The sequence below is a fragment of the Janthinobacterium kumbetense genome (assembly GCF_023703445.1).
Classification (GTDB): Bacteria; Pseudomonadota; Gammaproteobacteria; order Burkholderiales; family Burkholderiaceae_D; genus Janthinobacterium; species Janthinobacterium kumbetense.
This window is the reverse complement of record NZ_JAMQGR010000014.1, coordinates 1-26,901: the sequence shown is the minus strand read 5'-3', so window position 1 is coordinate 26,901 and position 26,901 is coordinate 1. Positions and strand designations below refer to the sequence as shown.

General features: G+C 63.6%; 22 protein-coding genes. 9 read left to right on the top strand and 13 right to left on the bottom strand.

Annotated features, from left to right (window positions below; all coding sequences use genetic code 11):
• Positions 1 to 7 precede the first annotated feature (7 nt).
• Positions 8 to 643: an Hpt domain-containing protein gene (locus tag NCG91_RS25070; protein ID WP_099666169.1), complete on the bottom strand. Its 636-nt coding sequence runs from the start codon at positions 641 to 643 to the stop codon at positions 8 to 10.
• A 108-nt stretch (positions 644 to 751) separates the two neighbouring features.
• A complete protein-coding gene (locus NCG91_RS25065) occupies positions 752 to 1,705 on the bottom strand; it encodes a CAP domain-containing protein (RefSeq protein ID WP_285817228.1) in 954 nt (317 codons plus the stop codon).
• Between the two features lie 269 nt (positions 1,706 to 1,974).
• Between NCG91_RS25065 and pssA the strand changes: the two genes are divergently transcribed.
• On the top strand, positions 1,975 to 2,715 hold the full coding sequence (pssA, locus tag NCG91_RS25060; RefSeq protein WP_251351703.1) for a CDP-diacylglycerol--serine O-phosphatidyltransferase: 741 nt from the start codon (positions 1,975 to 1,977) through the stop codon (positions 2,713 to 2,715).
• On the opposite strand, the gene NCG91_RS25055 is transcribed toward pssA, so the two are convergent.
• Both NCG91_RS25055 and NCG91_RS25050 read right to left on the bottom strand, forming a co-directional pair.
• Positions 2,712 to 3,638 carry an aldo/keto reductase gene (locus tag NCG91_RS25055; RefSeq protein WP_251351656.1) on the bottom strand — a complete coding sequence of 309 codons (927 nt, stop codon included), beginning with the start codon at positions 3,636 to 3,638 and terminating at the stop codon, positions 2,712 to 2,714. The genes pssA and NCG91_RS25055 overlap by 4 nt on opposite strands.
• Before the next feature lie 56 nt (positions 3,639 to 3,694).
• Positions 3,695 to 4,258 carry a TetR/AcrR family transcriptional regulator gene (locus NCG91_RS25050; protein WP_251351655.1) on the bottom strand — a complete coding sequence of 188 codons (564 nt, stop codon included), beginning with the start codon at positions 4,256 to 4,258 and terminating at the stop codon, positions 3,695 to 3,697.
• A gap of 230 nt (positions 4,259 to 4,488) precedes the next feature.
• Here NCG91_RS25050 and NCG91_RS25045 point away from each other — a divergent pair, with 230 nt between their 5' ends.
• Genes NCG91_RS25045 through NCG91_RS25035 form a run of 3 tightly spaced genes read left to right on the top strand, consistent with a single transcriptional unit; the run spans position 4,489 to position 8,443 of the window.
• Positions 4,489 to 5,181 carry a gluconate 2-dehydrogenase subunit 3 family protein gene (locus tag NCG91_RS25045; RefSeq protein WP_251351654.1) on the top strand — a complete coding sequence of 231 codons (693 nt, stop codon included), beginning with the start codon at positions 4,489 to 4,491 and terminating at the stop codon, positions 5,179 to 5,181.
• Positions 5,182 to 5,219: 38 nt separating this feature from the next.
• Complete coding sequence (locus NCG91_RS25040; RefSeq protein ID WP_251351653.1) at positions 5,220 to 7,007, top strand: GMC family oxidoreductase; 1,788 nt, start codon at positions 5,220 to 5,222, stop codon at positions 7,005 to 7,007.
• A 14-nt stretch (positions 7,008 to 7,021) separates the two neighbouring features.
• Complete coding sequence (locus NCG91_RS25035; RefSeq protein ID WP_251351652.1) at positions 7,022 to 8,443, top strand: cytochrome c; 1,422 nt, start codon at positions 7,022 to 7,024, stop codon at positions 8,441 to 8,443.
• Positions 8,444 to 8,513: 70 nt separating this feature from the next.
• Here NCG91_RS25035 and NCG91_RS25030 read toward each other — a convergent pair whose 3' ends face one another.
• From NCG91_RS25030 to NCG91_RS24990, 9 genes are all read right to left on the bottom strand, one after another.
• The gene (locus NCG91_RS25030) at positions 8,514 to 9,659 is read right to left on the bottom strand and encodes a D-alanyl-D-alanine carboxypeptidase family protein (RefSeq protein WP_251351651.1); all 1,146 of its coding nucleotides are present in this window, start codon (positions 9,657 to 9,659) and stop codon (positions 8,514 to 8,516) included.
• Between the two features lie 114 nt (positions 9,660 to 9,773).
• Positions 9,774 to 10,427, bottom strand: coding sequence for an alpha/beta hydrolase (locus tag NCG91_RS25025; RefSeq protein WP_251351650.1), 654 nt, complete (start codon positions 10,425 to 10,427; stop codon positions 9,774 to 9,776).
• A gap of 35 nt (positions 10,428 to 10,462) precedes the next feature.
• Entirely contained in the window at positions 10,463 to 10,780 is a 318-nt protein-coding gene (locus NCG91_RS25020; RefSeq protein WP_034781335.1) for a (2Fe-2S) ferredoxin domain-containing protein, read from the bottom strand.
• A gap of 40 nt (positions 10,781 to 10,820) precedes the next feature.
• Positions 10,821 to 12,008 (bottom strand): VanZ family protein, encoded by a 1,188-nt coding sequence (locus NCG91_RS25015; RefSeq protein ID WP_251351649.1) that lies wholly within the window; start codon positions 12,006 to 12,008, stop codon positions 10,821 to 10,823.
• Positions 12,005 to 12,625, bottom strand: coding sequence for an ABC-type transport auxiliary lipoprotein family protein (locus tag NCG91_RS25010; RefSeq protein WP_077408878.1), 621 nt, complete (start codon positions 12,623 to 12,625; stop codon positions 12,005 to 12,007). The genes NCG91_RS25015 and NCG91_RS25010 overlap by 4 nt, the downstream gene beginning before the upstream one ends.
• Positions 12,626 to 12,637: 12 nt before the next feature.
• Positions 12,638 to 13,597 (bottom strand): MlaD family protein, encoded by a 960-nt coding sequence (locus NCG91_RS25005; RefSeq protein WP_077408877.1) that lies wholly within the window; start codon positions 13,595 to 13,597, stop codon positions 12,638 to 12,640.
• Positions 13,597 to 14,493, bottom strand: coding sequence for an ABC transporter ATP-binding protein (locus NCG91_RS25000; RefSeq protein ID WP_251351648.1), 897 nt, complete (start codon positions 14,491 to 14,493; stop codon positions 13,597 to 13,599). Before NCG91_RS25000 ends, NCG91_RS25005 begins: the two co-directional genes overlap by 1 nt.
• Positions 14,493 to 15,626, bottom strand: coding sequence for an MlaE family ABC transporter permease (locus tag NCG91_RS24995; protein WP_251351647.1), 1,134 nt, complete (start codon positions 15,624 to 15,626; stop codon positions 14,493 to 14,495). Before NCG91_RS24995 ends, NCG91_RS25000 begins: the two co-directional genes overlap by 1 nt.
• A 57-nt stretch (positions 15,627 to 15,683) precedes the next feature.
• Positions 15,684 to 17,204 (bottom strand): B12-binding domain-containing radical SAM protein, encoded by a 1,521-nt coding sequence (locus NCG91_RS24990; RefSeq protein ID WP_251351646.1) that lies wholly within the window; start codon positions 17,202 to 17,204, stop codon positions 15,684 to 15,686.
• 135 nt (positions 17,205 to 17,339) lie between these two features.
• On the opposite strand from NCG91_RS24990, the gene NCG91_RS24985 reads away from it, so the two are divergent.
• From NCG91_RS24985 to NCG91_RS24965, 5 genes are read left to right on the top strand one after another with little or no spacing between them, the layout of a single operon-like run.
• Entirely contained in the window at positions 17,340 to 18,956 is a 1,617-nt protein-coding gene (locus NCG91_RS24985) for a DUF2138 family protein (protein WP_251351645.1), read from the top strand.
• Positions 18,953 to 19,627 carry a DUF1175 family protein gene (locus NCG91_RS24980; RefSeq protein WP_077408872.1) on the top strand — a complete coding sequence of 225 codons (675 nt, stop codon included), beginning with the start codon at positions 18,953 to 18,955 and terminating at the stop codon, positions 19,625 to 19,627. Before NCG91_RS24985 ends, NCG91_RS24980 begins: the two co-directional genes overlap by 4 nt.
• Positions 19,628 to 19,641: 14 nt before the next feature.
• The gene (locus NCG91_RS24975; RefSeq protein WP_251351644.1) at positions 19,642 to 24,174 is read left to right on the top strand and encodes an alpha-2-macroglobulin family protein; all 4,533 of its coding nucleotides are present in this window, start codon (positions 19,642 to 19,644) and stop codon (positions 24,172 to 24,174) included.
• Positions 24,175 to 24,179: 5 nt separating this feature from the next.
• Positions 24,180 to 25,871: a DUF2300 domain-containing protein gene (locus NCG91_RS24970; protein ID WP_251351643.1), complete on the top strand. Its 1,692-nt coding sequence runs from the start codon at positions 24,180 to 24,182 to the stop codon at positions 25,869 to 25,871.
• Between the two features lie 29 nt (positions 25,872 to 25,900).
• Positions 25,901 to 26,629 (top strand): YfaP family protein, encoded by a 729-nt coding sequence (locus NCG91_RS24965; RefSeq protein WP_077409320.1) that lies wholly within the window; start codon positions 25,901 to 25,903, stop codon positions 26,627 to 26,629.
• Positions 26,630 to 26,901: the final 272 nt, after the last annotated feature.

The following is a 26,901-nucleotide window of genomic DNA, read 5'->3' as shown; positions in this document are numbered from 1 at the left end:
TCGGTAATTAGCGGCGCCGCAGCAGCGCCGCCAGCGCGCCGTCGTAGTCGAACTCATGCGCGGCAGCCGCCACTTCCTGGTAGACGTGCACGCCCAGGCTGGCCGCCAGCAGGCTGGCCGAGTTTTCCAGGATGTCGATGGCCGCGCCGTCGCCTTCGCGCAGGTGGCTGGCCAGGCGCGCCAGCAGCAGCTGGATGGCAGGTGCGGCCGGATCGGGCGCCACGTCCTGCGCCGCCGTGTGGGTCGCCTCCGGCGTGCCCAGCATGCTGCTGACCGCGCCCAGCAATTGATCCTGCGCCAGTTCCAGCTGCAGCATCTGCCGGGCCAGGTCGGGCGCCTGCGCGCGCAGTGCCGATTCCAGCGTCTCCGCCAGGCCGTGCACGTGGTGCGCACCGATCATGCCGGCGGCGCCCTTCAAGGTATGCGCCTTCAGGCGCGCAGAGGCATAGTTGCCCGTGTCGAATTCGGCGCGGATCTGGCACGGCGTGGTGCCGTGGTCATGCAGGAAGCGGCGCAGGATTTTCAGGTACAGGATGCGGTCGCCCATGATGCGGCCCAGTCCGTTCTCGACATCGAGAATCCGGACCATGTCGGATGCCGCGAGGGCGGCATCATCATCGCAAGTGGCGTGTGGTTTCATCATGCCTGGTGTGCAGAGGGCCCCAAAACTTGTCAATTGCATTCACGCAATATCTATCATTTTACATCCAGTTGCCCTCGCTACTGCGTCCGCTTGGCAGACGCTGCCAGACTAACGCGTCGTGAATGACCAGCTGCGCGTGACGCTCGCGCCATTGACTTTGCCGATGAAACTCACGTCATAGGTGGTGGCCGCCAGCAGGGGGGCCAGCGGGATGATGGCGGCCACCGAGCGCGATGTATTGACGGCATCAGTTTCCTTGCTGAGCAGGCGTACCGCCAGGTCCGCGCCGGCGCCACGCTGGCGCACGGTGAACGCCGTCACGCTGAGGGTGGCGTCGAAATTCGCATGGACGCTGATGGGGTAGCCGACCACGTCCTGGTTGGGCACGGGATCGGGTTCCTCTTCATTGCTGGCGAAACTGGTGGCGACCTTGGTCTGTCCGTCGAACGGGTAGCTGACGATCTGTCCGGCCGGCAAGCCGGGACCGTAGCGGCTGTTGCCCGCCAGGTCGGTGGTGAAATACGCGTAGCCGCTGTTGTTGACGGCCGCACCGGCGCCGCCTTCCTTGAAGACCGGTTCAAAGATGAGGAAGCGGTGATACACGGCCGTGATCAGGTTTTCCGCCATGTAGAAACCGGAATTGGTCGCCATGCCCGCGATGACTTCGCCCCAGACGGAAGTGACGCCATAGCCGGACGCGCTCAGACGGTCATACAGTGTTTCGCCGGTAAAGCCGGGCTTGCCTTTGACTTGATTGTGCACCACCACATTATTGCTGTTCAGATAATTGGAGTGGCCGAGTGCCGCGTTGTCGATCTGGCTATTGCGCACCAACGGCGCCAGGCCGATCTGGCTGCGCCGGTAATTGATCCAGTTGAAACCATCGGTGGCGATATTGTTGCTGAGGACGGGAGCGCCCGGCTCCTGTGTCAGCTGCCCGGCCTGGGTCGAGGTGTTCAGCGACGTCTTGCCGCCGTTATCGCCGCCGCCGCAGGCGCTCAGCAGGGCTGCACTCAGCAGGGCGGGTATCCAGTACTTCCAACGCAGTGACGAGACAATCAAGTTGACTCCTGTATAGGTAGGCGGGCAGCGGTGGGGGCCGGCGTGCTGCCCTGTGAAACGATTCTAAGGCATTTTTATGTGCCGTAGAGCATCAATGACAAGATATGTCGCGTGCTCGTGCGCAGACGGTGCCGCAGCTGCACAGGGTAGAATGAGCATAGTGCAGCGTTTGCCGCTGCGTTGCCTCATTTCCGCTACTTTGATTGCCCACAAATTTGAACACATTGCCCAAGTCGCGCCTGCAGCGCGCCAAATACGCCTTGCCCAGCATGGTGACTTTGCTTTCGATAGCCTGCGGTTTTGCCAGCATCGTCATTTCCGTCGATAACGCGACTGTCGGCGACGCAGATGCCTACCGGCTGGCGGCGGCGCTGCTGGTGCTGGCCGGCGTGTTCGACGCGCTCGACGGCTACGTGGCGCGCCTGACGAACACCAGCTCGCAGTTCGGCGTGCAGCTCGATTCCATCGCCGACGTGATGAATTTCGGCTGCGCCCCGGCCGTATTGCTGTACTGCTATGGCTTCGTGCAGATGGGCGTGCACGATCCGCTGCTGCTGCGCTTTGGCGGCATGGCCAGCTTCTTCTTTGTCGCGTGCGGCGCCATGCGCCTGGCGCGCTTCAATGTGAACGTGGGACGGACGGATCCCCTGTATTTCGTCGGCATGCCGATCACGGCCGGGGCCGCCTGCGTGGCGGCCGTCGTGGTGGCCTGGCCGGCACCCATCGATTCCATGCTGCACAGCTATCTGCTGATGCTATTGCTGGTGGGCGTGGGCAGCCTGATGGTGTCGACCTTGCGCTTCCCCAGCTCCAAGCAAAAGAAAAGCCTGGCCGCGCTGCTGGTGCTGATCGTCGCCGTCGCCCTGCTGGTGTGGCTGAAGACCAGCTTCTTCGCGCTGTTCTTCGCCGTCTACATCGCCGCCACCCTGCTGCTCAACCTGGCGTGGCACCTGGGCTGGCGGGGTATTGCGTTGCCGCAAGTCTTCAACGACCCGGACGAGATAGACTAAGCCACCTCGTGCCCGCGCGCGGCGCGCAGGATGGCGAACCAGTCGCTGCGGCTGAGCGCAAATTGCGTGCCTTCCACGGCCACGCCGACGGCTTCGATGCGGCCCGTGCCCGTCAGCGGCAGGGGGCGGCATGGCAGTTGCATGATCCAGGCGAACACCACGCTGGCAAACGGACGCTGCAGTTCATCCGCGATCTGCTTGATGACATTGCGCAAGTTCTCCACATTCGCATCGCCGCCCTGGAACAGTCGTCCGCCCGCCAGCGGCGACCAGATCATCGGCGCCACGCCCACGTCCTGCAAGCCGTCGAAGGTTTCATCGAACAGCGGCGTCACGTGCAGCGGCGAAAATTCCACCTGGTTCGTCACCAGCGGGAAGCGCCGGTGCAGGCACTCGAACTGGTGGCGGCTGAAATTCGACACGCCAAAATGCAAGACCTTGCCCGCCGCTTTCAATTGCGTGAAGGCGCCGGCGATCTCGTCGAAATCCATCAGCGGGTCGGGGCGGTGGATCAGCAGCAAGTCCAGGCGGTCCGTCTGCAACTGGCGCAAGGTGTGTTCCACGGAACTGGTGATGTGCGCCGCGCTCGTGTCGTAATGCTGGATGGCATGGCCGGGACGGTGCGGCGACAGCAGCTTGATGCCGCATTTGCTGACCAGCTCCATCTTGTCGCGCAAGCCCGGCTGCAGGGCCAGCGCTTCGCCGAACAGGCCTTCGGCGCTGTAATCGCCATAGATGTCGGCATGGTCGAAGCTCGATACGCCCAGCGCCAGGCATTGCTCGATGAAGGCCAGGCGTTGCTGCGCAGACATATTCCACTCGCCGATGCGCCACATGCCGGCGACGATGCGCGACAGTTCGGGACCGTTGCTGCTCAAACGGCTGCGCGGCGCTTGCAGGCTGGCGGGAAATACATGGCTCATGGGCTGGCTTTCTGATGGTGGCGTAAGGGGACTCGCCACGATTATAGCCAGCTAATCTAGAGCATGCTGCGGATAAAGCGGCAACACCGCTCCTGCAAGGCCGCATCGAGCTGGCCGCCCAGCTGCATCTGGTACACGAGCGCCGATTGCAGCATGAAGGCGAACAGGCGCAGGTCGAGGTCGGCGCGCACGCCGATGTTGACGAGGCGCTGCACCACCAGGCTGATCCACGGCGCGACGATCTGCTCGCGAAAGCGCAGTTGCGCCGCCGCATCGTTGTGGATCAGCACAAGTAAATCGCAGGTGAAGCGGCCGTCGGCGTTCAGGTTGTCGAAGATGCGCGCGCAGATCGCCTCGATTTCCTGGCCGTCCGGCATGTCGAGCGCGCGCTGCAGCTTTTCCGCCGTGCGCTTGACGAGCGCATCGAGCAGCATGTCTTCGCGGCGCGGCCAGCGCCGGTAGATCGTCTGGCGCCCCACGCCGGCAGCGTCGGCCACCATCTGTATCGTCACCGCGTCGAGCCCATGCAGGCGCACCAGCATGACGATCGCTTCCAATACCGCATCTTCCACGCCCGCCTTGCGCGGGCGGCCACGCGCCACTGCCTCTTTTTTGATCACGTCTAACCTGTCTCTGAATGTTTCTTTTAATTATGGTACGATGCGCACCGTAAATGCAAAGCAACTGCTTGTCAATCATCCTGATCAATTAACCGACAGGCAGGTACGCCGCGCCGCGATACTCCAGTCATCTCTACGTGAAATCTGCACTCTCCGCGGCGCGTGTCCGCATTTTCTTTCTGACTTCCACATCCATCACTGTGGCGGCTCGTGCCGCCTGAGGAAAACCTATGAAAATCATCGGGATTTCGCCCCATCGGCGTAACTTCCTGCGCAAGGCCGTCGGCGCCGCGCCTGCCGTGGCCTTGCTGGCCGGCGCCGGCGGCGGCCTGGCCATGGCCGTCTCCAAGGACCAGCCTGCCTACAAACCGCGCTTTTTCGACGCCACCGAATGGGCCACCCTGACGGCGCTGGTCGACCGCCTGATCCCCGCCGACGGCGAAGGGCCGGGCGCGCTGGAATCGGGCGCGCATGAATTCATCGATGCGCAGATGAACACGCCCTACGCGTATGGCGCGCTATGGTACATGCAAGGGCCGTTCGTGCCGTCGATTGAACAGTTCGGCTACCAGTTCCACATGGCGCCGCGCGAGCTGTACAAGAGCGCCCTGGCCGGCGTCAACGCAGCCGTCCATAAACAGTCGGGCAAGCCTTTCGTGCAGCTGAACGCAGCCGAGCGCGACGCCGTCATCACGCAATTGCAAAAGGGGACGTTGGACATCGGCGCAGTGCCGGCCAAGGTCTTCTTCAACCAATTGCTGCAAAACACGCGCGAAGGTTACTTTTGCGATCCCGTGCACGGCGGCAATAAGGACATGCTGGCCTGGAAGATGGTCGGTTTCCCCGGCGCGCGCGCCGATTACATGGATTGGGTGGAACAGTATGGGAAGAAATACCCGCTGCCCCCTGTTTCTATCGCATAAGACTTTTTGTAGCAGATCAAAGAAAAAGAAAAACCATCATGAGTGATATCAAACCAGATGTAAAAATGAAGCCTGTCGATGCCGTGATTGTCGGCTTCGGCTGGACCGGCGCCATCATGGCCAAGGAATTGACGGAAGCGGGCCTGAACGTGGTCGCGCTGGAACGCGGCGAGTACCGCGACACCTATCCCGACGGCGCCTATCCGAAGACCCTCGACGAGCTGACGTATATCCAGCGCAGCAAGCTGTTCCAGGACATGTCGAAAAGCACGTTCACCTTCCGCCACAGCATCACGGGCGTGGCCGTGCCGTATCGCCAGATCGGCGCCTTCAAGCCCGGCACGGGCGTGGGCGGCGCAGGTCTGCACTGGTCGGGCATGCACTGGCGCGTCTTGCCGGAAGAGCTGCAGATCCGCAGCCATTACGAACGCCGCTACGGCAAGAAATTCATTCCCGAAGGCATGACGATCCAGGATTTCGGCGTGACCTACGCCGAGCTGGAGCCGCACTTCGATTTTGTGGAAAAAGTCTTCGGCACCTCGGGCCAGGCGTATAAGGTCAACGGCATCGTCGTCGGCGACGGCAATGTGTTCGAGGGCGACCGCTCCGACAATTACGCGCTGGCGCCGCAAAAAGTGCCGTACACGGCCGAACTGTTCCGCCGCGCGGCCAAGGCCGTCGGCTACCACCCCTTCGTCAACGCTTCGTCGAACGCGTCCGGCCCGTACACGAACCCGTACGGCTGCCAGATGGGACCGTGCAACTTCTGCGGTTTCTGCTCCGGCTACGCCTGCTACAACTATTCCAAGGCTTCGCCCAACGTCAACATCATGCCGGCCCTGCGCATGGTGGCGAACTTTGAATTGCGCGCCAACTGCAACGTCGTGCGCATCAACCTCGACGGCAGCAAAAAACGCGCGACGGGCGTGACCTACATCAATGCGGACGGCAAAGCCGTCGAGCAGCCGGCCGACCTGGTCATCGCCAGTGCCTTTGCCTACAACAATGCGCACCTGTTCCTGCTGTCGCGCATCGGCAAGCCGTATGACCCCGTCAGCAATGAAGGCGTGGTGGGGCGCAATATCGCCTACCAGATGATGTCGACCATCCAGACTTTCTTCAAGGAAGACACGAACACGAACCCGTTCATCGGCGCCGGCGGCACCGGCGTCGCGCTCGATGACTGGAATGGCGACAATTTCGACCATGGCCCGCTGGGCTTCGTCGGCGGTTCGCCCGCCTGGTGCAACCCGGCCGGCTCCAAGCCCATTTCCGGCATCGCCACGCCGGACGGCACGCCCGCCTGGGGTTCGGCCTGGAAAAAGGCCGTCAAGAAGAGCTACCTGAACACGGTCTCGTTCGACTGCCACGGCGCCAACATGACGTATCGCGACTGCTATGTCGACCTCGACCCCACCTACACGGACAAGTATGGCCAGCAATTGCTGCGCTTTACCTTCGACTGGAAGGAAAACGACATCAAGATGAGTCGTTTCGTCACGGACAAGATGATGAAGGTGGCCGAGGCCATGAATCCGGAATCGATCAAGGTGTCCGTCAAGAACGTGGGCGACCACCTCGACTTGCGCAACTACCAGACCACGCACTGGGCGGGCGGCACGGCCATGGGTGCGGACCGCAAGACCAGTGTCGTCAACCGCTACCTGCAGAGCTGGGACGTGCACAACGTGTTTGCCGTCGGTTCCAGCGTGTTCCCGGTCGGCATCGGCTACAACCCGACGGGCCTCGCTTGCGCGCTGACCTACTGGTCGGCCAAGGCCATCCGCGAGCAATACCTGAAAGATCCCCGTCCCCTGGTCGCTTGATAAAGAACAAGAAGATGAACAAACCATTCACCCATACAGTGGGCGCGCTGCTGCTGGCGCTCGCCTCCAGTACCCCCAGCACCGCCTGGTCCGCCAGCGCGGTTAGCACCGCCGCCACCCCGAACGCCACCCCGAACGCCCAGCTGATCCGCCAGGGCGAATACCTGGCCCGCGCCGGCGACTGCATCGCCTGCCACACGGCCGGCACGAAGGGTAAACCGTTCGCGGGCGGCCTGGGCATGGAAACGCCGATCGGCAAGGTGTATTCCACCAACATCACGCCGGACAAGAAGGCCGGCATCGGCGACTGGAGCTTTGCCGATTTCGACAAGCTGATGCGCACGGGCGTGACCAAGCACGGCTATACCGTGTATCCAGCCATGCCGTACCCGTCGTACTCGCGCCTGAGCGAGGCGGACATGCAGGCGCTGTACGCCTACTTCATGCATGGCGTGAAGGCGGACCCGACGCCGAACAAGGCGGCCGACATCCCGTGGCCATTGTCGATGCGCTTCCCGCTGACCATCTGGCGCTGGGCTTTTGCTCCCACGCCGCAGCCGTATAAAACGCCGGCCACGGGCGATGCGCAATTGCTGCGCGGCGCCTACCTGGTGCAGGGCCTGGGCCACTGCGGCGCCTGCCACACGGCACGCGGCGTGGGCATGCAGGAAAAATCGCTGACGGACGCGGGCAACACGACGTTCCTGGCGGGCGGCGGCGTGATCGACGGCTGGTCCGTGCCCTCGCTGCGCAATGAACATGGCGGCGGCCTGGCGCGCTGGAGCGCGGCGGAGATCGCCGAATTCCTGAAAACGGGCCGCAACAGCCATACGGCCTCGTTCGGCGCCATGAATGACGTGGTGGCCCACTCCATGCAGCACATGACGGATGGCGACCTGGCGGCGATGGCGAAATACCTGAAATCCCTGCCGCCATCGAAGCCAAGCACGCCCGCCTTCGTGGCGGACGACAAGCTGGGCAAGCAGTTGTTCAGCGGCATCGTCAATTCCACGGGCGCGCAGTTGTACCTGGACCGTTGCGCCGGCTGCCACCGTTCCGACGGCAAGGGCTACGACAAGGCTTTCCCTGCGCTGGCCGGCAACGCCGTGCTGCAGACGAACGATCCCACGTCTGCCATCAACATCGTGCTGTCGGGCGGCGCCGTGCCGGCCACGCGCACGGCGCCGTCGGCGCTGACGATGGCGCCGTATGCCGACATTTTCAACGATGAGCAGACTGCCCAGGTGGTGACCTTCATCCAGACCAGCTGGGGCAACCGCGGCACGCCCGTGACGGCGGCGCAGGTGGCCAAGGTGCGCAAGGTGTCCGTGCCGGTGGAGCCATCGCAGACGGAAGCGACGTTTGCGGCAGGCCGCCACGGCACCTTCCCGCCCGTGGCGCGCCAGCCGCACCTGAAGGATGCGCCGGCGAAGTAATTGACGTAACGCAAGACGAAAAAAATGCCCGCAGCATCTGCGGGCATTTTTTATGGGGGACGCTAACTGCTTATTTCAACCACAGGCGCATCGAATCCCAGGCGCGGCCGAAGATCGTGGCCTGGTTGATGGTTTCCAGTGCAACGACCGGCAGTTCCAGCAGGACCTTGTCGTCGACCATCATTTTCAGTTTGCCGACAGGCGCGTTTTCAGCCAGTGGCGCGACCAGCGGGTCCTTGCGTTCCAGCACAGGTTTCATCTTGGCAGCCGTGCCTTTTGGTACGGTGACGAGCACATCGCGGGCGAAACCGATTTTCACGGTGCCTTTCGAGCCCTTCCACACTTCCGGCGTGGCCACGGCCTGGCCCTTCGAGTACAGCTTGACCGTATCGAAGTTCTGGAAGCCCCAGTTCAGCAGCTTCTGGCTTTCCTGCGTGCGGGCCTGGTCCGACGTGGTGCCCAGCACCACGGAGATCAGGCGGCGCTCGCCCGTGCCGCCCGGACGGCGGGCCGAGGCGATCATGCAATAGCCGGCCGCTTCCGTGTGGCCCGTCTTCATGCCGTCCACGGTTGGGTCCAGCCACAGCAGGCGGTTGCGGTTAGGCTGGGTGATCTTGTTGTACGTAAAGCTTTTCACGGAATCGATTTTGTAGAATTCCGGGTAGTCGGCGATCACGCGCTTGGCCAGCACGGACAGGTCTTGCGCTGTGGAATAGTTATCGGGGCTAGGCAAGCCATGCGGATTGGCAAAACGCGTGTTTTTCAGACCCATGCGTTGCGCTTCGCGGTTCATCAACACGACGAAGGTGCCTTCATCGCCGGCAACGGCTTCAGCCAGGGCCACGGCGGCATCGTTGCCCGATTGAATCATCAGGCCATGCAGCAAGTCGTCGATCGACACGGGGGTGGCCGGGTCGATGAACATCTTCGAGCTGCTCGAATCGACTTTCCAGGCACGCACGGAGACATTCACTTTTTGGTCCAGCGCCAGTTTCTTTTCGCGGATGGCGGCAAACGTCAGGTAAGCCGTCATGATCTTGGTCAACGAAGCCGGCTCGATGCGCGCGTCCGGATCTTGCGAAGCAATGATCTGGCCACTGGTGGCGTCAAGCAACAGCCAGGACTTGGCGGCGATGGTCGGGGCTGGAACGCTCTGGGCGTAGGCGGCGGAAAAGAAAAATACACTGGAGGCCAGTGCCGCTAAAAGTTTTTTCATGGGGCTGGTCTGCGAGAAAAAGATGAAGGCTGAGGGCCATGCTGTTGCTACCTGCATGGCCGCGTGGAAAAAACGGATCAATTATAGCCGTGGAGGCGCTAGTAAGCCCACACTTCAATGATCATCTGCTGCTATTGCGGGTTTGTCACCATGCCACAGGGCAATCACGAGGTTCTTGATGTGATTGAGCTTGCGGTGGAAAAAATGGTCGGCGCCGGGGATCACGATCACGGGAATGTCTTGTGGACGGGCCCAGTCGAAGACGGCGGACAGGGGGATCGTGTCGTCCAGTTCGCCGTGGATCAGGATGGTGTCGGCGGGAATATTGGCCATGGCCCACTTGCCGGCCGCGCTGCCGATCAGCGCCAGGCGCTCGGCGGGCGTGCCGGCGGCGGCCAGGCGCTCCTGCAGTTTCGATTGCACGAAGGTGCCGAACGAGAAACCGGACAAGGCCACGGGCAAGCCCGGATACAGGCTGCGCATGTGTTCATACAGCAATTGCATGTCGTCCGTCTCGCCCACGCCATGGTCGTGCACGCCTTCGGAAGCACCGACGCCGCGGAAGTTGATGCGCGCCACCACGTAACCGAGGGCGACAAACGCGCGCGCCAGGGTTTGCGTGACCTTGTTGTCCATCGTGCCGCCGTACAGCGGATGCGGGTGGGCAACGAGGGCGATGCCGCGCGGAGTGTCTGCCGGGAAATCGAGCAAGCCTTCCATGCTGCCTGCATGGCCGGCGAGGGTAAATTTTTCCGAGTTTCTGTTCATGATGCTCATACTGGTGGGTATCTCTTAAATTGGCATTAAATCTTGAGGCGTTCGACAATTTTGCCGCCCACCAGGTGCGTATCGATGATTTCATCGATATCGCTGGTGTCGACATAGGTGTACCAGGTCGCTTCCGGGTAGATCACCAGCAGCGGGCCTTCTTCGCAGCGGTCCATGCAGCCGGCCTGGTTGATGCGGATCTTGCCCGCGCCATTCATGTCGAGTTCCTTGATGCGGCGCTTGCAATGCTTTTGCGCCGCTTCCGCGCCATGGTCGCCGCAGCTGTTGCGGCCGTCTTCACGTTTATTCATGCAGAAAAAAACGTGGCGTTCAAAATACGGTGCGTCGCTCATACTATTCTCCTGCTGATTCATCAATGCGCCATGATAACGCTTATGGGTGGTCTTCGCGGCGCTGGCGCTGCACGTCTTCCTGCCGGTTCAGGCGGTGCGAGGGCAGGCACAGGAACCACAGGGCCATGAATGGCCACAGCAAGGCGAGGAATTGCGCCGCGCCATTGAAGTTGAGGAACTTGCCTTGCACCCAACCTTGCAAGGTCGACATGAAGTACGGGTTGATCGGCGTCGTATTCACCATTACCAGGCTCAGCAGCAAGGTGGCGGCCGCGATGCGGCGTTGCGCCACGTGCGGCGCGAATGCCAGGCCGCCCAGCATGATCAGGCCGATCAGGAAGCCGCCCTGGGCGCCCGGCGTGATCCAGACGAAGGCGTTCTCCGGCGAAAACAGCAGCGCGCTGGCCATCGAGCGCACGGTCAGGGCGGCGGCGATGAGGGTCAGCATCAGCACGGCGCGGGGCGCGGCGCGGCGCAGCAGGCACAGCAAGGTGAGCACGGCGCCCGTCATGCCGCAGGCCGTGATGATAGTTTCTGAAAGCCAATATTGCTCGACAGTTAAGATCACGTCGGGCCGCAGGTAGGTGGCCAGGTCGATCTCCATGCCCGCCAGGCGCGACAGCCAGTCCGACAGGATGGGCAGCAGCTGGCCCAGGCCGAACAGATAGCCTTGCGGATAGATTTGCGCCAGCGGCCACAGGGCCACCAGCACCAGGCCCTGGCTCGCGTGCTGGGCAAACCAGCGCTGGCGCAGGCGGTACAAATGGCTATGGTCGAGCAGCTTGCGCGCCGTCAAGGCGCCGATGAGGGAACCGATGCAGCAGCCGGCCGAGTTCGTGTAAAAGTCCAGGTTCGACGAGACGCGGCTGGGCAGATAGGTTTGCACGGCTTCCATGCTGCCAGAAATCAACATGCCGCACAGGCTGGCGACGATGACGGCAAAGAAACCAGTGATCCTTGGAAACAGCGAATACACGATCAGCGCGCCCAGCGGAATGTAGCCGACGACGTTGATGCCCACGTCAAAGCCCGTCCAGTAACGGGGCATGCGCGTGTTTTCCAGGAACGTCAGCGGCGACAAGCCATTGCTGTGCCAGCCCGTGAACGGAAACCAGCTGGCGTACACGATCAGGAAGACGTAGGCGAGCAGGGTCGCGCGCGACACGGGCGAGGAGCGGACGGGCGGCAGCGGTGCCGCCGGACTGGCGGGGGAAGCTGGCGCCGTCATTCTTTCGGGATGGTCAGCGTGCCCAGCCAGGTCAGCAGGTCGGCGGCGATGGCGTCCGAGGCCGCCGCCAGCGCCTGCGCGCCGCCCTGCGCGTCGGCGCTGCTTGCCGGGCCGCTGCGGCTGAAGGTTTTCTGGTCGATCAGGCGGTGGCCGCGGAACAGCGAGGCGCGCAGCGACACGTGGCCGCTGCTCTGCGTCTGCGTGTCAAAAGCTTGCGAAAAATCATCGACATCGATGCGCAGCAGGGGCATGCCGGCGGCCGCGTCCGTGGTCGACAGCACTTTCACGCCGCTTTGCGCCACGCGCGTCTTCAGGCGCTGGCTCAGCAATTGCAGCGGCGGCGTGTTCCAGCGGTTGTAGGCGTACGGCCGCGATTGCTGTGCGTCGGCGTACAGCAGCCGGTAATACATGCGCTGGCTGTCCAGCCAGGACGGGCCGTTGGCGTCGGCGATCACCAGCACGGGCACGGCTGGCGCGGCCGGTTGCGCGGCTGCCGGCGGCGCGGCCGGGCCGAAGTCATAGAATGTGGGCACGGGGCCGCGGCTGGCGCAGCCGCCGAACAACAATGCCGTGGCCAGGGCCAGCACGCTGACAGGGGAAAAGCGGGGGAAGTTCATCGTGCAATCTCCTTATTTGCCCGGTGCCGAAAAACCGGGCTCGCCCGGGCCGGGCGGAATGTCTGGGGCGCCGAACAAGATGCTCTGCGGCTGTTCATTGAGCGTGCTCATGGTGGTTTTCAGGGCGCGCATCGAGGAACGCGCCTCGCCGCTCAGTTCGATTACCTGCGGCAGTACTTCCAAGGACACGCCATTGGCCACCGTTTCCACGGAATGGCCGACCCGGTCGACCGTGCCATTGACCTTGTCGAGCACGCCGCCGGGCGCCTGGATGTCGTTGCCGAGCTTTTTCCACGTGGCCGTCAAGTCCGACACGTTTTTGCTGGCCGTACTGACGGCCGTCAAGGTTTGCCGCGTTTGTTCCGTCAGCTGCGGCAATTGCGTCAGGGTCGGTTCCAGCTGCTGCGGAATGGCGCCAAAGGCCTTGGCCGCCTTGCCCACTTCATTGAAGGCGCCCAGCATGGCCGCCTGGTTGTCGGGGCTGAGCAGGTTATTCACCTTGTTGGTGATCTGTTCGGCCTGGTCGAGGATGCGCTTGCCGCGCTTTTCCAGCTGGTCGAGCAAGCCCGCGCGCAGGGGGATCAGCGAGGGCTTGTCCTTGCTGGTGCCCAGCAGTGTCGAGCCCACGTGCTCGTCGTCGAGCTGGATGTAGGCGATACCCGTCACGCCCTGGTAGCCCAGGGTGGCAAAGGTGGTGTTGGTGACGGGGGTGTCGGGCGCCACGCTGATGTGTACGAGGATTTGCCCCGCCTTTTGCGTATCGAAATCGATGGCGTCGACCTTGCCCACTTCCAGGCCCCGGTAGCGCACGGTCGCCTGCGGGTTCAGGCCCGGCACGGACAGGGTGGTGGCGAGCAGGTAGGGGACGCGCTCCACACGGTCGCGGTTGAACCAGACGCCGAACAGAATGGCGGCCACCAGCAGGGTGAGTGTAAAAAATCCCGTCATCAGGGCATGTGATCTGTTTTCCATTACTTCTCCGCTTTCTTGTCTGTGCCGGCGTCGCCGCCCGGCTGCGCCGCCTTGCCGGCCGCCTGTTTCTCGTCGAGGACGGCCAGCGCGCGCTTGCCGCGGTCGCCGAGGAAAAATTGCTTGATGAACGGGTGGTCGACTTCGATCACCTCGCGCGTGGGGCCGATGGCGATCACGTGTTTTTCCGCCAGCACGGCGATGCGCGTGGACAGGGCGAACAAAGTGTCGAGGTCATGCGTGACCATCACCACCGTCAAGCCCAGTTCGCGGTGCAGCGACTGGATCAGCGCGACAAAACTTTCCGACAAGTCAGGGTCCAGGCCCGCCGTCGGTTCGTCGAGGAACAGCAGCTTCGGTTCCAGCGCCAGGGCGCGCGCCAAGGCCACGCGCTTGATCATGCCGCCCGACAAGTCCGACGGCATTTTCAGCGCATGTTCCGGCCCCAGACCCACCATGTTCATTTTTAATAATACCGCGTCGTGCACCAGCGCTTCGGGCAGCACGCGCAATTCGCGCATGGGCTGGGCCACATTGTCGAACACGGTCAGGGCTGAATACAGGGCGCCTTGCTGGAACAGCATGCCCCAATGGTTGCGCAACTGCTGCAGCTGGTCGGAACTTGCCTTGTTGATATCTTCACCGAAGACTTTGACACATCCGCGCGCCGGATGTTCCAGGCCCAGCATCTGGCGCAGCAGCACCGTCTTGCCCGTGCCGGAGCCGCCCACGATGGAAAGGATCTCGCCCCGTTCGATTTCCAGGTTCAAGTCCTGGTGCACGACGGTGCGGCCGAACTTGGTCCACAGATTGGTGATGTCCACCACGGGCGCGCTGCCATGCAGGTTGAACTGGCCTTCCTTGCCGGTGCCGCAAGCGATATCGGTGTCGTCCGCCATCAGTAGCCCACTCCATTGAAGACGATGGCGAACACGGCGTCGGCCAGGATCACCACGGTGATGGCCGTGACGACGGCGGTGGTGGTGCCGCGCCCCAGGCTTTCCGTATTCGCCTTGATGCGCAGGCCGAAGTGGCACGAGACGAGGGCGATCAGCATGCCGAAAATCACGCCCTTGCCCAGGCCGATCATGTAGTTGGCCAGCGGTACGGCATCGGGCAGTTTCTGGATGAAGTAGCGCGCCGACAGATTCAATTCCACCTTGGCCGCCACCATGCCGCCGATCAGCGCGGCCGTATCCGTCCAGATGACGAGCAGGGGCATGGAAATGGCCAGGGCCAGCACTTTCGGCATGATCAGGCGGAAACCGTGCGAAATGCCCATCACCAGCATGGCGTCGAGCTCTTCCGTGACGCGCATGACGCCCAGCTGGGCCGTGATGGAGGAGCCGGAGCGGCCGGCCACGAGGATGGCCGCCAACAGCGGCCCCAGTTCGCGGATGACGCTCATGCCAAGCAGGTTGACCAGGTAAATGTCGCCGCCAAAGGCGCGCAGTTGCTGTGCGGAAAGATAAGACAGCACGACGCCGATCAGAAAGCCGACCAGGGCCGTGATGCCCAGCGCCTGGAAGCCCGCATGGAAGATATTGGCGGAAATTTCACGCCACGGCCCGCGCATCGGATGGCGCGCGAAGCGGCCGATATCCTGCGTCACCTGGCCTACCAGGGCGATAAAACCCTTCAAATGTTCGAAAAACAGCAAAATAGCCATGCCCAGCTTCATCACGGGCGTGAGACGGTTGGCGCGCGAGGGCGGCGTTGCCAGCGGCCCCGTTTCCTCGATGCGCCGGAAAAACTCTTCCAGCGATGGCGCCAGGGTCAGCTGCGCGGGGCGCCGCTTGCCCCAGGCATTCCAGAACAGCTGGGCGCCGATATGGTCCATGCTGTCGATGGCCGACAAGTCCCATTGCACCTTGGTATCGCCCTGCAAGGGCTGGAGCTGGGCCTCGATGGCCTTGATGGCATTGTCATGCGCCAGCGCGTGCACCTGCCAGGTGCCGCTGGCAGTGACGACGGCTCCCTGTTGGGAGCTGGTCTGGGAGAGGGTCAGTTTCGGCGATTGTACAGTCGGCATCGCGCCAGTTTAAGGGAGAATGGCGCAGACCGCCACCGCTGTTCAATCGCCGGCCCCTCAGGACGCCAGGTGGCGCGCCTGCCGCTGCGGCAGGGCGACGTCCGGGCGCACCTTGGCATTGCCAGTACTCACTTCGGCTGGCTTGGAGTGCGCGGCCGCCTGCGCGCCGCCCGCATAGTCGCTAGCCACGAGGGCATTGGCCTCTACCGCGCTCATGCCGCGCGTCTGCAGCCATTGCGCCACCAGCTTGGCCAGGCGCTCCATCGCGATGCGGTGGGTGGCGTCCGTGTGGGCGTACAGCCAGTTCGAAAAGTCCATGAAGTTTTCAAACGGCGCATCGCCGAGCATCCATTGCACGGTATTGGCAAAGCGGCCCGAGTTGGCCACCAGGTCCCAGTAGCGGGCGAAGCGCACCAGGCGCTGCATGCTCATGAAATCGAGCTGTTTATTCGCCAGGATGGTGTAGGGCGGGTGCGGATCGAACACCATGCCATAGTTTTCCGTATGGCGGATGATGGGCGTGCCGCGCAGCCGCTTTAATATGCCGAACTGGATTTCATGCGGTTTCAAGGCCACCAGCTTGTTGAAGCCGGCCGCAAAGCTCGCTTCATCCTCGCCCGGCAAGCCGGCGATCAAGTCCACGTGCAAGTGGGCGTTCGATTCTTCGCACAGCCAGCGGATGTTGTCGGCCGCCTTTTGATTGTCCTGCTTGCGGCTGACCAGCGATTGCACGTCCGGATTGAAGCTCTGGATGCCGATCTCGAACTGCAGCGCGCCGGGCGGGAACTTGCTGATGCCTTCTTTCAAGGCATCGGGCAAGTGGTCGGGCACCAGTTCGAAGTGGGCATAGATGGGATCGTCCGGGTTCGCCTCGATCTTGTCCAGAAAGAACTGCATGATCTTCAAGCTGGTCTTGATGTTCAGGTTGAAGGTGCGGTCGACGAACTTGAACAGGCGGGCGCCGCGCGCATGCAGGGATTCCATCTCGGCCAGGAAATTTTCCAGGGCGAAGGGCCAGGCCGTCTTGTCCAGCGCCGACAGGCAGAATTCGCACTTGAACGGGCAGCCGCGCGATGCTTCCACGTAAATCGTGCGGTGGCGGATATCGTCGTCTGTATACAAGGAGTAGGGCAGTTGCAGTTCCGCCAGCGGGGCTTGCACGCCCGCGTGGATCTTCATCAGCGGCTTCGGCCCGTTGAGGATCTCGCCGCACAGCTTGGGGAAGGTGACGTCGCCCCAGCCCGTGATCAGGTAGTCGGCCAGCTTGACGATTTCCTGCTCGCCCGCCTCATGCGACACTTCCGGCCCGCCCAGCACGATGATGACTTCAGGCGCCACGCGCTTGAGCATGGCCACCAGTTTCGTTGTCTCCTCGACGTTCCATATATACACGCCAAAACCGATGATGCGCGGCTTGTTCAGCAGGATGCGTTCGACCAGTTCCGTGGTTTTCGTGCCGATGACGAATTCCTGCAGCCGCGTTTGCGCTTGCAGCGGCCCCATATTGGCCAGCAGATAGCGCAATCCCAGCGAGGCGTGGGTATAGCGGGCGTTCAGGGTGGAGAGCAGGATGGTCATGGGAGGCGTTTGAATCGGCGAAACCGCTATTTTACGCTGTCGCGTCAGCTGTGCGCTGCGGCCACAAATGCCATGTTACCATTTGTCAATAATTACTAACTTGTCAATGCTACGGCGGGTAAAAAGGGATATACGGTGCTGGCGAAAAAAGTACTCAATAAGAAAGTCCTGCTCGGGGCGCTGGCCGGGGTGGCGCTGGTGGCGGCCGCGCTGGTCGGCTACCGCGTCTTCGGCTGGGGCGCGATGGGGCCGGTCAACGGCCTGAAGCTGGATTTATCCCGGCCCGACGCGCTGGTCCGGACGAAAAGCCTGTCGGCCTTGCCGCGCGACCTGCTGACGGTGCCGCTGGCGCGCGACGTGCTGCGCGAGGATTTCCTGTTCTATTACGAGCAGAGCGAAGACCGGCTGGGGCTCAAGGGCAGCTTGCGCCGCATCGCCTACGAACATGAACTGGGCTGGGGCGACCAGCTGCTGCGCATGGTGCTGGACCAGCCCGCGGAAGTGGCCTTGTGGCGCGACGCCGACGGCTCGCTCAAGCATTTCGCCATCGCCGTGTCGCGCAGCCAGCTGACGCGCCTGCTCGAGGAAGCGGGCAAGATCGCCTTGAAGGATACGCAAATGCGCGTGGCCGGCAGCTTGCGCGTCGATGGCAGCCAGGTGCCCGTGTATGCACTCAATTACGCCTATCAGCGCACCTTGCTGTTTGCCGCGCACGGCCAGCGCCTGGTCATCCTGTCCCATCCCGGCATGCTGTACGGCGGCGCCGACGGCAAGAGCGGCGATGGCACGGCCGAGAAAACCGTGGCCAGCCTGCTGGCGCCGGAGCCGGCGAAACAGAACGTCTTTCATGCGCAATTCCATCTCGATGGCGCCCCGTCCGAGGGCCACAGCATCGCCGTCAAGGCGGACTTCCTGTCGTTCGGCTACCAGCCCTTCTTTGGCGCGCTCGAAGCGCTGCGCTTCGATTTTCAACAGGGCGCCTGGCAATCGAAGGTGCTGCTCAATGCCGATAAACTGAAAAACGGTGCTTATGACAGCAGCGCCCTGTGGCCCGTGCTGCCGCATAACCCGAGCGCCTGCTTCAGCGTGCCGGTGGACTGGACCGCGCTGCAGCCCGTGCTCAAGCGCCTGGGGAGCAAGACCTCCGAGCCGGTGGTGCCGCTGGCCGGGCACTTGCAAGGGCCGGCTGCGGCCTGCTGGTACGGCACTTCGCGCCTGCATACGCCGGTGTTTGTCGCCACGCGCAGTGCGCAGGCCGGGGATGACGCTGTCTATGGCAGCCTGTTCGAGGCGGCCATCGGCGGCAAGGACCCCGTGCGCAAGACTACAGGCAAGGATGCTAAGGGTGAGTTCGTACGCTGGGAGCGCAGCGTCGCCACGGCCCTGGGCCAGTCCACGCCGGCGCTGGCCGTGGCCGGCAATACGGTTGTCTTCTCGGTCGACGGCAAGCTGGTGGACCAGGTGCTGGCCGTGCGCCGCAAGCAAGCGCCGGCGGCCAGCGACCTGCTGCCCGATGGCGCACACACGATCGGCCTGATCGCCCCGGCATCGCTGGCCCGGCTGATCCAGCTGGAAGCCTTCGATACCCTGCCGGCGAATAACGAACCGGTCCTGCGCGCGGCCGCCAACGAACACCTGGTGCCGCGTCTGAACGCCTTGAAACAATATCCGCCGCTGCGCATGGTGCTCAAGCGGCAGCCAGCCAGCGGCACCGCATGGGAAGCGCTGGAATGGCAGGAGACTGCGCGATGACGGTGCGGCACGCGCGCCGCGCGGCCTTGCGCTGGCTCGCGGGAGGGGCTGCCGCTGTCGCCGTCCCCCATGCCTGGGCCCTGCGCGCGGCCGCCGAACCGCAAGTGCAGCTGTCGCAGACCCAGAGCCGCGCCTTTCAGGCCTGGATGTTGCGCATTGTCAATGTGCAGATCGAACGGGGGCCGTCGCCACGCTGGACGCACCGCGATTGCGCGGGCCTCGTGCGCTTTGCCGTCAATGAGGCGCTCACCGTGCATGATGCGAAATGGCTGCGCGCGAATGGCATCGCCAGCGACCGCCGCCTGCCGCCCGAACTGGAATTGAGCGCGGCCCAGGCGGCCCTGCGCAACCGCTGGGTGCAGGCGGATGGCAAGGTTGGCCACTTTGTCACGGCGCTGGCGCTGGTGCAGCACAACAGCCGTTTCATCGCCCGCGAGATCAGCCAGGCGCTGCCCGGCGACCTGCTGTTTTTCGACCAGGGCGACGAACAGCACCTGATGGTCTGGATGGGGGCGCGCATCGCCTACCACACCGGCACCGTCACCCCCGACGACAATGGTCTGCGGACCGTCGATATCAAAGAACTTACGAGCTGGAAGGACACGCGGTGGCAACCTGTGGTCAACAATCCGAATTTCGCCGGCGTGTTCCGGCTGGCGTTTTTATCATGAGGCCGATTTTTGTCATGAAGCTGTTATTTGCCAGCCTGCTGGCGTTGGTCCTCATTGGCGGCGCCTCGGCGCAGGAACGCGAACCGAGCAACTACGCCACCTTCAAGGGCGAACCCTTCTTCCTGCTGTCGGATGCCAGTTACGGCAGTCGTGATGAAGCGCGCGTGCGCCTGGAAGTGCCGGGGCGCGACATGGGGCGCATGAACCTGGAAGCGTATTCGGGCGCCGACATCGTCGTCTACCGCGTGCCCGAACCGATGGAATTCCTGAAAAAGCAGCGCAATCTGCACCGCATCCAAGTGGAGGGCAATTACCAGGGCGAGGGCCTGGCCAACACCTTGAGCTTTCTGTGGGATAGCTGGTGGAAGCAGTCGCGCCTGGCCTGGCGCAAGCTGTTTTCCGGCGAGGCGCGCCTCGCGGTAACCAAGGAACAGCCGCAACTGGCGACGAATGACGCGATCCGCCGGCGCACTGTGTTCGCCAACCATCCGCAATACAAGCCGATCAAGGGCATGGAGCTGGTAGACAGCTTCCGCTATCCGATCTGGCAGGCCAAGGCCATCACGCCGCCGAAAGGCGTCAAGCTCGATGGATCGAGCAGCGATTTCATCGTCGCCGGCGCCGGCAACGTGATGATCCCGCTGGGCAAACGCCAGCCTGGCTTGTATCTGATCGAAGCGATCATCGGCGAACACCGCGCCACTACCCTGGTGTTCGTGTCGGACACGGTGGCCGTCACCAAGGTATCGTCCGGCCAGATGCTGGTGTGGACGGCGCGGCGCGACAACAGCGCCGCCGTGGCCGGCGCCAGCGTGGCGTGGACCGACGGCACCGGCGTGCTGCAGTCGGCCACCACGGGCGCCGACGGTGTCGCATCGCTCGAGCGCGGCAGCCCCGAACACACATATGTGCTGGGCCAGGACCGCGCCGGCGGTGTGTTCGTGTCCGAGAATTTTTACTATGACAGCGAAATCTATAACACCAAGATTTATGCGGTGACGGACCGGCCCCTGTACCGGCCAGGCGACGAGGTCAACGTCAAGTTTGTGGGCCGCGAATTCACGTCGGCGCGCAACTCGCAGGCGGCGGCCAGCGCGCCGCTAAGCTTGACCGTGCTCAATCCGAACGGCACGCCGCTCTTGACGCAAACGCTGCAGCTGTCCGGCGACACGGGCGCCGACACGCGCTTCCGCCTGCCGACGGAAGCCACCGCCGGCGGCTATGAACTGCGCTTCAATTACAAGGATGGCGCATATGGCGCGGCCTTCCGCGTGGCCGAATACATCAAGCCGCACTTTGAAATCAACGTTCAGCCAGCGAAGCCGGAATTCAAGACGGGCGAAGCGGTCAAGGGCAGCATCGCGCTGCGCTACCCCGATGGCAAGCCGGTGAAAAACGCGAAGATGACGTTGTCGCTGCGCGGCCAGCAAAACACCATGGTCGAGGGCGAGCTGCGTTACAGCGGCCTGTTCCCGGTGTCCCTGAAGACCGAGGAAGTGACGAGCGACGGCAGCGGCAATGTGGACTTCACCTTGCCGCCTGCCGCCGATCCCTCGCGCTACATCTTGACCGTGCTGGCGACCGATGGTGCGGCCTACCGCGTCAAGGCGACGCGCGAGCTGATGATAGAACGCTCGAGCAGCAGCTACCAGTTGAGGGCCGCGCGCCAGTTTTCCGATCCGGGCCAGTCCGTGCACTTCGACTTGCTGGCCGATGGCCAGGGCGCGGCCAAGCCCGTGCGCTGGGAGATGGTGCAGCTGGAAAAACAAAGCAAGACCGAGGGCGCATTCGATCCAAACGCCAAGGGCTGGGACGTGACATTCCCTGCATCGGGTTCGTATCAGCTGGCGCTGCGCGACGAACGCGGCAACCTGCTGGCCGCCGCCAGCCACTGGGTCGCCGGCGATGGCGTGCAGACGACGCCGGGCAGCATCGAGATCGTGTTGGACCGCGCCCGCTATCGTCCGGGCGACACCGCCGAGGCCTTGATCACTTTCTCGGACAAGGTCGACCAGGCGCTGTTGACGCTCGAACGCGACAAGGTGGAGCACCATGGCTTGATGGCAGGTGCCGCGGATTGGTACCAGGCGAAGCGCGTAGCGCCGCGGCAGTGGAGAGTGCGCATTCCGGTAAAAGAAGAGCATGGCCCGAACATGACATTTTCGGTGGCGTACACGCGCAATGGCGATTTCGTCTTCGAGAATGCGGGCCTGCAAGTGATCGAGCCGCGCATCGCGCTGCAGTTCAAAAGCGACAAGGAGGTCTACCAGCCCGGCGAGAAGGTGACTCTGGACGTCAAGGCCACCCTCGACGGCAAGCCGCTGAGCACCATGGTGGCGCTGAGCGTGGTCGATGAAATGATTTATGTGCTGCAGCCGGAAATCGCGCCCGACATCGGCGACTTCTTCTACCATCCGCGCCGCAACAACGTGCGCACCACGGCCAGCCTGTCTTTCATCAGCTACGACATGGCGCAAGGCCGCACCGCCGGCGCGCCCGCGCGCCACAATTACAACGAGCGCGGCGTCAAGGTGCTCGAACGCCCGCGCCGCGACAATATCGATACGGCCTACTGGGCGCCGTCGCTGAAGACCGACGCGAATGGCAATGCGCGCGTGAGTTTTACCATGCCTGACGCGCTGACCCGCTGGCGTATCACGGGCCGCGCGATGGACGAGCAGGGGCACGTGGGCCAGCGCACCGCCTATCTGCGGTCGGACAAGAACTTCTATGCCAAGTGGACGGCGCCCGACTGGATGCGCGCCGGCGATGCGCCGCGTGCCTCGGTGGCCGTGTTCAACCAGACGGGCAAGGAGCAGGCGCTCGATGTCGTTCTTTCCGGCGGGGCGCAGCCGAAGACGGAAAAGCTGTCCGCCAAACCGGGCGTCAACTACGTCGAGTTTCCCCTGGCGGCGGGTAGCGGGCCGTTGCGCCTGGAACTGAAACAGAATGGCAAACTGGTCGACGCGTTAGAGGCGGCCATGCAAACCTTGCCCGCGGCCTGGAGCAGCCCGCGCACCCTGGTGCTGCCGCTTGATGGCGCCACTGCTGATATTCCGCTCAAGCTGCCGGCGGACGCGCGCAATATCCGCGTCTCGTTCGCGCAAGGAGCGGCCAGCCAGTTCGCGCGCATTGCCGACGACCTGATCGACTATCCGTATGGCTGCGTTGAGCAGACGGCGAGCCGCTTGATTCCGCTGGCGCTGGCCACGCAAAGCCTGGGGCCGGACGCCGGCGCGGCGGGTGAGCGTCTGCAAACGCTGCTGACGGCGCAGCGCCTGCGCCTGGTATCCATGGCCGGCCCCAACGCCGTCTTCGGCTGGTGGGGCAACGCCACGGCCGGCAATGCCTTGATGACGGCCTACGCCTATTATGCGGACTGGTACGCTGCGCGCGCGCTGCGCATCGAGCTGCCGCCCGAGCACTGGAACAAGCTGCTGGCCGTCTACGGCGAACATGGCTTGAAGGATGCGATGGGCGACCGCGCGCTGGTGCTGTGGATGGCTCGCGAGATGGGCTTGCCGACGCAGACGCTGGCAGCCGGCCTGGTGGACGACAGCGCCATCGCCGTCCTGGGCGGCAAGCCGCGCCAGGCGGGCGACAGCGGCAGCCTGCTGTTGGGCGGAGCCCTTGACCGCGAAGCGCAAGCGATGTCGCTGGGCCTGGCGGCGCTGGTGGCCGGTCAGAATGGCATCGCCTTGCCGCATGGGCTGCAACTGCAAGTGGCCAGCGCCTGGCAAGTCTTGCGCGAATCGAAAGCGCCGGTGGCGCAAGCCTTGCTGATGCTGGCCGGCGAAGTACCGCCATCGCAGGCCGACGCGGTGCTGGCTGGCGTGCGCGCCGAGATGCCGACCCTGGACCGCGCGATGACGTTGATGTGGGTGCAAAAGAAGCTGGGCGGCGCATCGTTCGGCAAGGGGCCGGCCGTCACGCTGGACGGCGCCTGGCAAAAACGCGACAGTCGCAGCGGCCAGCCGGTCTGGCGCTGGAGCGACGCCAAGGGCCAGCCCGACAAACTGCGTCTCGCGGCACCGGCGCCCGCAGGCACGGTGGCCGTGCTGCAGTACGACAGCCACGCCGTTGAAGCGCAAACCTTGCCGGTTGCCGTCGAGCGCCGCATCCTGCGCATGAAGGCGGGCAAGGGCGGCTACACGACGGAGCTGGTCAAGCCGGGCGAGGCGCTGAGCACGGACGCGCTGTATCTCGATGAAATCACCTTGAAGGCCGCACCGGGAGCGAAGCACCGCTTTGGTTTGCTGGAAGTGGCGCTGCCACCTGGCGCCATGGTCGAATCGACTACATGGGGCATGGTCATGGCGGGTGACAAGCCGGCTGCGCTGGAACGCGCGCGCCACACCGAACGCCGCGACGGCTATGCCGTGCCCATCGAGCCTTTGGCCGGCGACGTGACCGTGCGCCATTTGCTGCGCTTTGCGCAGAAGGGCAGTTATGTGCTGCCGCCAGCACGCTTTTACCGCATGTATCAGCCGGAGCCGAAAGCCTTCGAAGGCGGCGGCAAGACCACGCGCGCGCTGAAGGTCGAGTGATGCGCGTGGCACTTCCTGCATTGACGGCAACCCTGCTGCTGGCCGTACCTGCGTGGTCTGCATCGCTGGACGTGGCCTGGTGGCGCGATGGCAAGACGGAAGTGCGGCAGCTGCGTCAGGGCGGCGCCGCGCAGCCCCTCTCGCCGCCGTTTGACGGCGCGCGGCAAATACCGCTGGCCAGCCTGTGGAAGCTGTTCGTATATATATACGCGACGGATAACAAGGTGGCGATGCCGGATTACCGCTGCGGTGGCCGCGATCCGGAAGAGGTGTATTGCTGTGATGCGGGCCAGAGCATCGGTCACGATGCGGCGCTGGCGCAGTCCTGCGGCCCATTTTTCTCGCCCAGGCGCTTGATGATCACGGCAGCGCCGTGGCGCAAATACTGGACCGGCCGTCTGGGGAGCGCGCCGGCCGGCGACTTTGCCTGGCTGGCGGATCCCGCGCAGATGGCGCCGGCGCGCATGGTGCGCCTGGATAGCCTGCTGCGCGCGCTGGACAGCATCCCGGCTGCCAGCCGCATGGATGCCGAGGCTGCGCTGCTGCGCGTGGTGCTGGACGGACGCGGCGCCGGTACGGCGCGCTGGTTCGGCAGCCAGCTGCGCGTAAAGACGTATTCCTGGCACGAGCAGAAAAAGGGTCAGGCAGAAGAGCGTATCGGCGGCGCGGCCGGCTGGCTGGCCGACGGCACGCCGATCTGGTTTGGCGGCGCGGGCGGCAGCAGCAATGTCTTTGCACAGTGGGCGCCCAGGCTGGCCGCCAGCTTGCCGAAAGTCGGCGCGGCCGACGATGGCGGCTGCGTGGTCGTCGATTACTTCAAGCGCTATCCGATCCGCGCCGTGCGCGGCGAGCGTGGTGTGGCAGCAGCTGGCCCGCTGAATGGCCGCTACCATGTGCAATTCGAGAATGGCCAGAACCTCGCCTTGCGCAGCACGGGTGAACTGATGCTGTTGCAGGAAAAGGGCGGTCGCCCGCAATTGCGCGGTCGCTTCGGCGTCAACGAATATGTGGCGCGCGTGCTCGACCGCGAAGCGAACGCCGGCGAGCCGGAAGCGGCCAAGGCGCTGGCAATCGCCGCGCGCACGTATCTGCAGCAGAATGCAGTGACGGTGGCGGGCTGTCAGCAGATCGCCGACAGCAGCGCGACCCAGCGCGTCAGTCCCAGCCCCGCCACGCCGGCGGCGCTGGCGATTGCGCGCTGGACCGACCAGTTGATCGTCGATGGCGTCACGGTGCGCTATCACAGCAACGTGTCATCCGAGGGCACGATGGCGTGGAGCGAGGCGGTGCGGCAGGCCAGACAAGGCAAGCACTATGATGAATTGCTGGCGGCGGCGTATCCTGGCGGCGCGCTGAGTACCTTTGGCAATACCGGCGCGCGTTGCCGGCGCCTGGCGCAGAACGAGGACTGGCTGGCGCGGTCCGTGCCGCGCTGGCAGCGCGTGCTGCTGCGCGAGGCCGGCTACGAGGCGCCGCCGCAAGCGCCGCTGGTCTGTGCCTTGCAGAGCGGCGCGCCGTATTCGGAGCAGTCGCGCAACCGCATCTTCATGCGGCCGCTGGCCACGCGCGAAGACCGCATCACCTTGGCCCATGAGTATTTACACCTTGGCTTGCGCCGTCATCCGCGCGGCCAGGACGAAGAATATGTCGAGCGGCTGGCCCGCCGGCTCGTCGACCTTAACCTGGAGGCCCTGTGAGTTTTTATATCCGCTGCTCGATTTCGCTAATGCTATTGCCAATCTGCGTGCAGGCCCAGGTCACCATCGACGCCCCCAAGAGCGGCTGGCGCAATTCGGCCGGCGCCAGCGAGCAATACACGCAAGCGGTCAACTACCCCGCCGCGTCGGTCAACCTGCAGCCGGGCCAGGCTGAGACGGCGCAGATACGGGGACGCATCGCAGGCGCCGTCAAGGGCAAGCCCGCTACTTTGGTGGTCAATGGCGTGGCGATGCCGATGGAAGTGGGAGAGGATGGCAGCTATGGCCGTCCGTATGGTTTTGGCAGCGGCTCGAACAGCGTGGAAGTGCGCTCGCCGGATGGCAGGAGCCGCGCGCGCACCCAGTTTGTCGACAGCTACCAGGGCAAGACCCAGGCGCGCTTGCGCATCGTGTTGTCGTGGGACAGCGCCGGCACCGACCTCGATATGCACGTGGTCACGCCGAATGGTGGCCATGCCTGGTACGGCAATCGCGTCTTGAAAGATGGCGGCGCGCTGGACGTGGACGTGACCACCGGCTATGGCCCGGAGATTTTCTCCAGTTCGGCGCCCGTGAAGGGCAACTATCACGTCTATGTGAATTATTACGGCAGCGGCGAGAACACTGCCATGCTGACCGTCGCCCGCATATCGGTCATCACCAACGAAGGCACGCCACGTGAAAAGCTGCAGAGCTTCCAGGTGCCGATGCGGGCCGCCGGCGAGCTGACCTTGGTGAAATCGTTCGTCTTGCCATAAATGGCTCTTGCGGACACGCTGTTGCTTGGCTATAATTCGGCCCCTCGCTGAACGACGCATGCAAATGCCGAGTAAAGCAGGGTGAAAAAAGAAGGTTGACGAATTAGCCGAAACGCTTCATACTCTTCCTTCTTAGCAGCTGACAAACACAACGCTTTGTCGATAGCGCGAAAGTAGTACCGAATACAGTTCTTTAACAATTAACAGTCGATAAGTGTGGACATTTGATGTAAGTGCAGCAGCGATCTTCGGATTGCTGTAATACTTAAAAT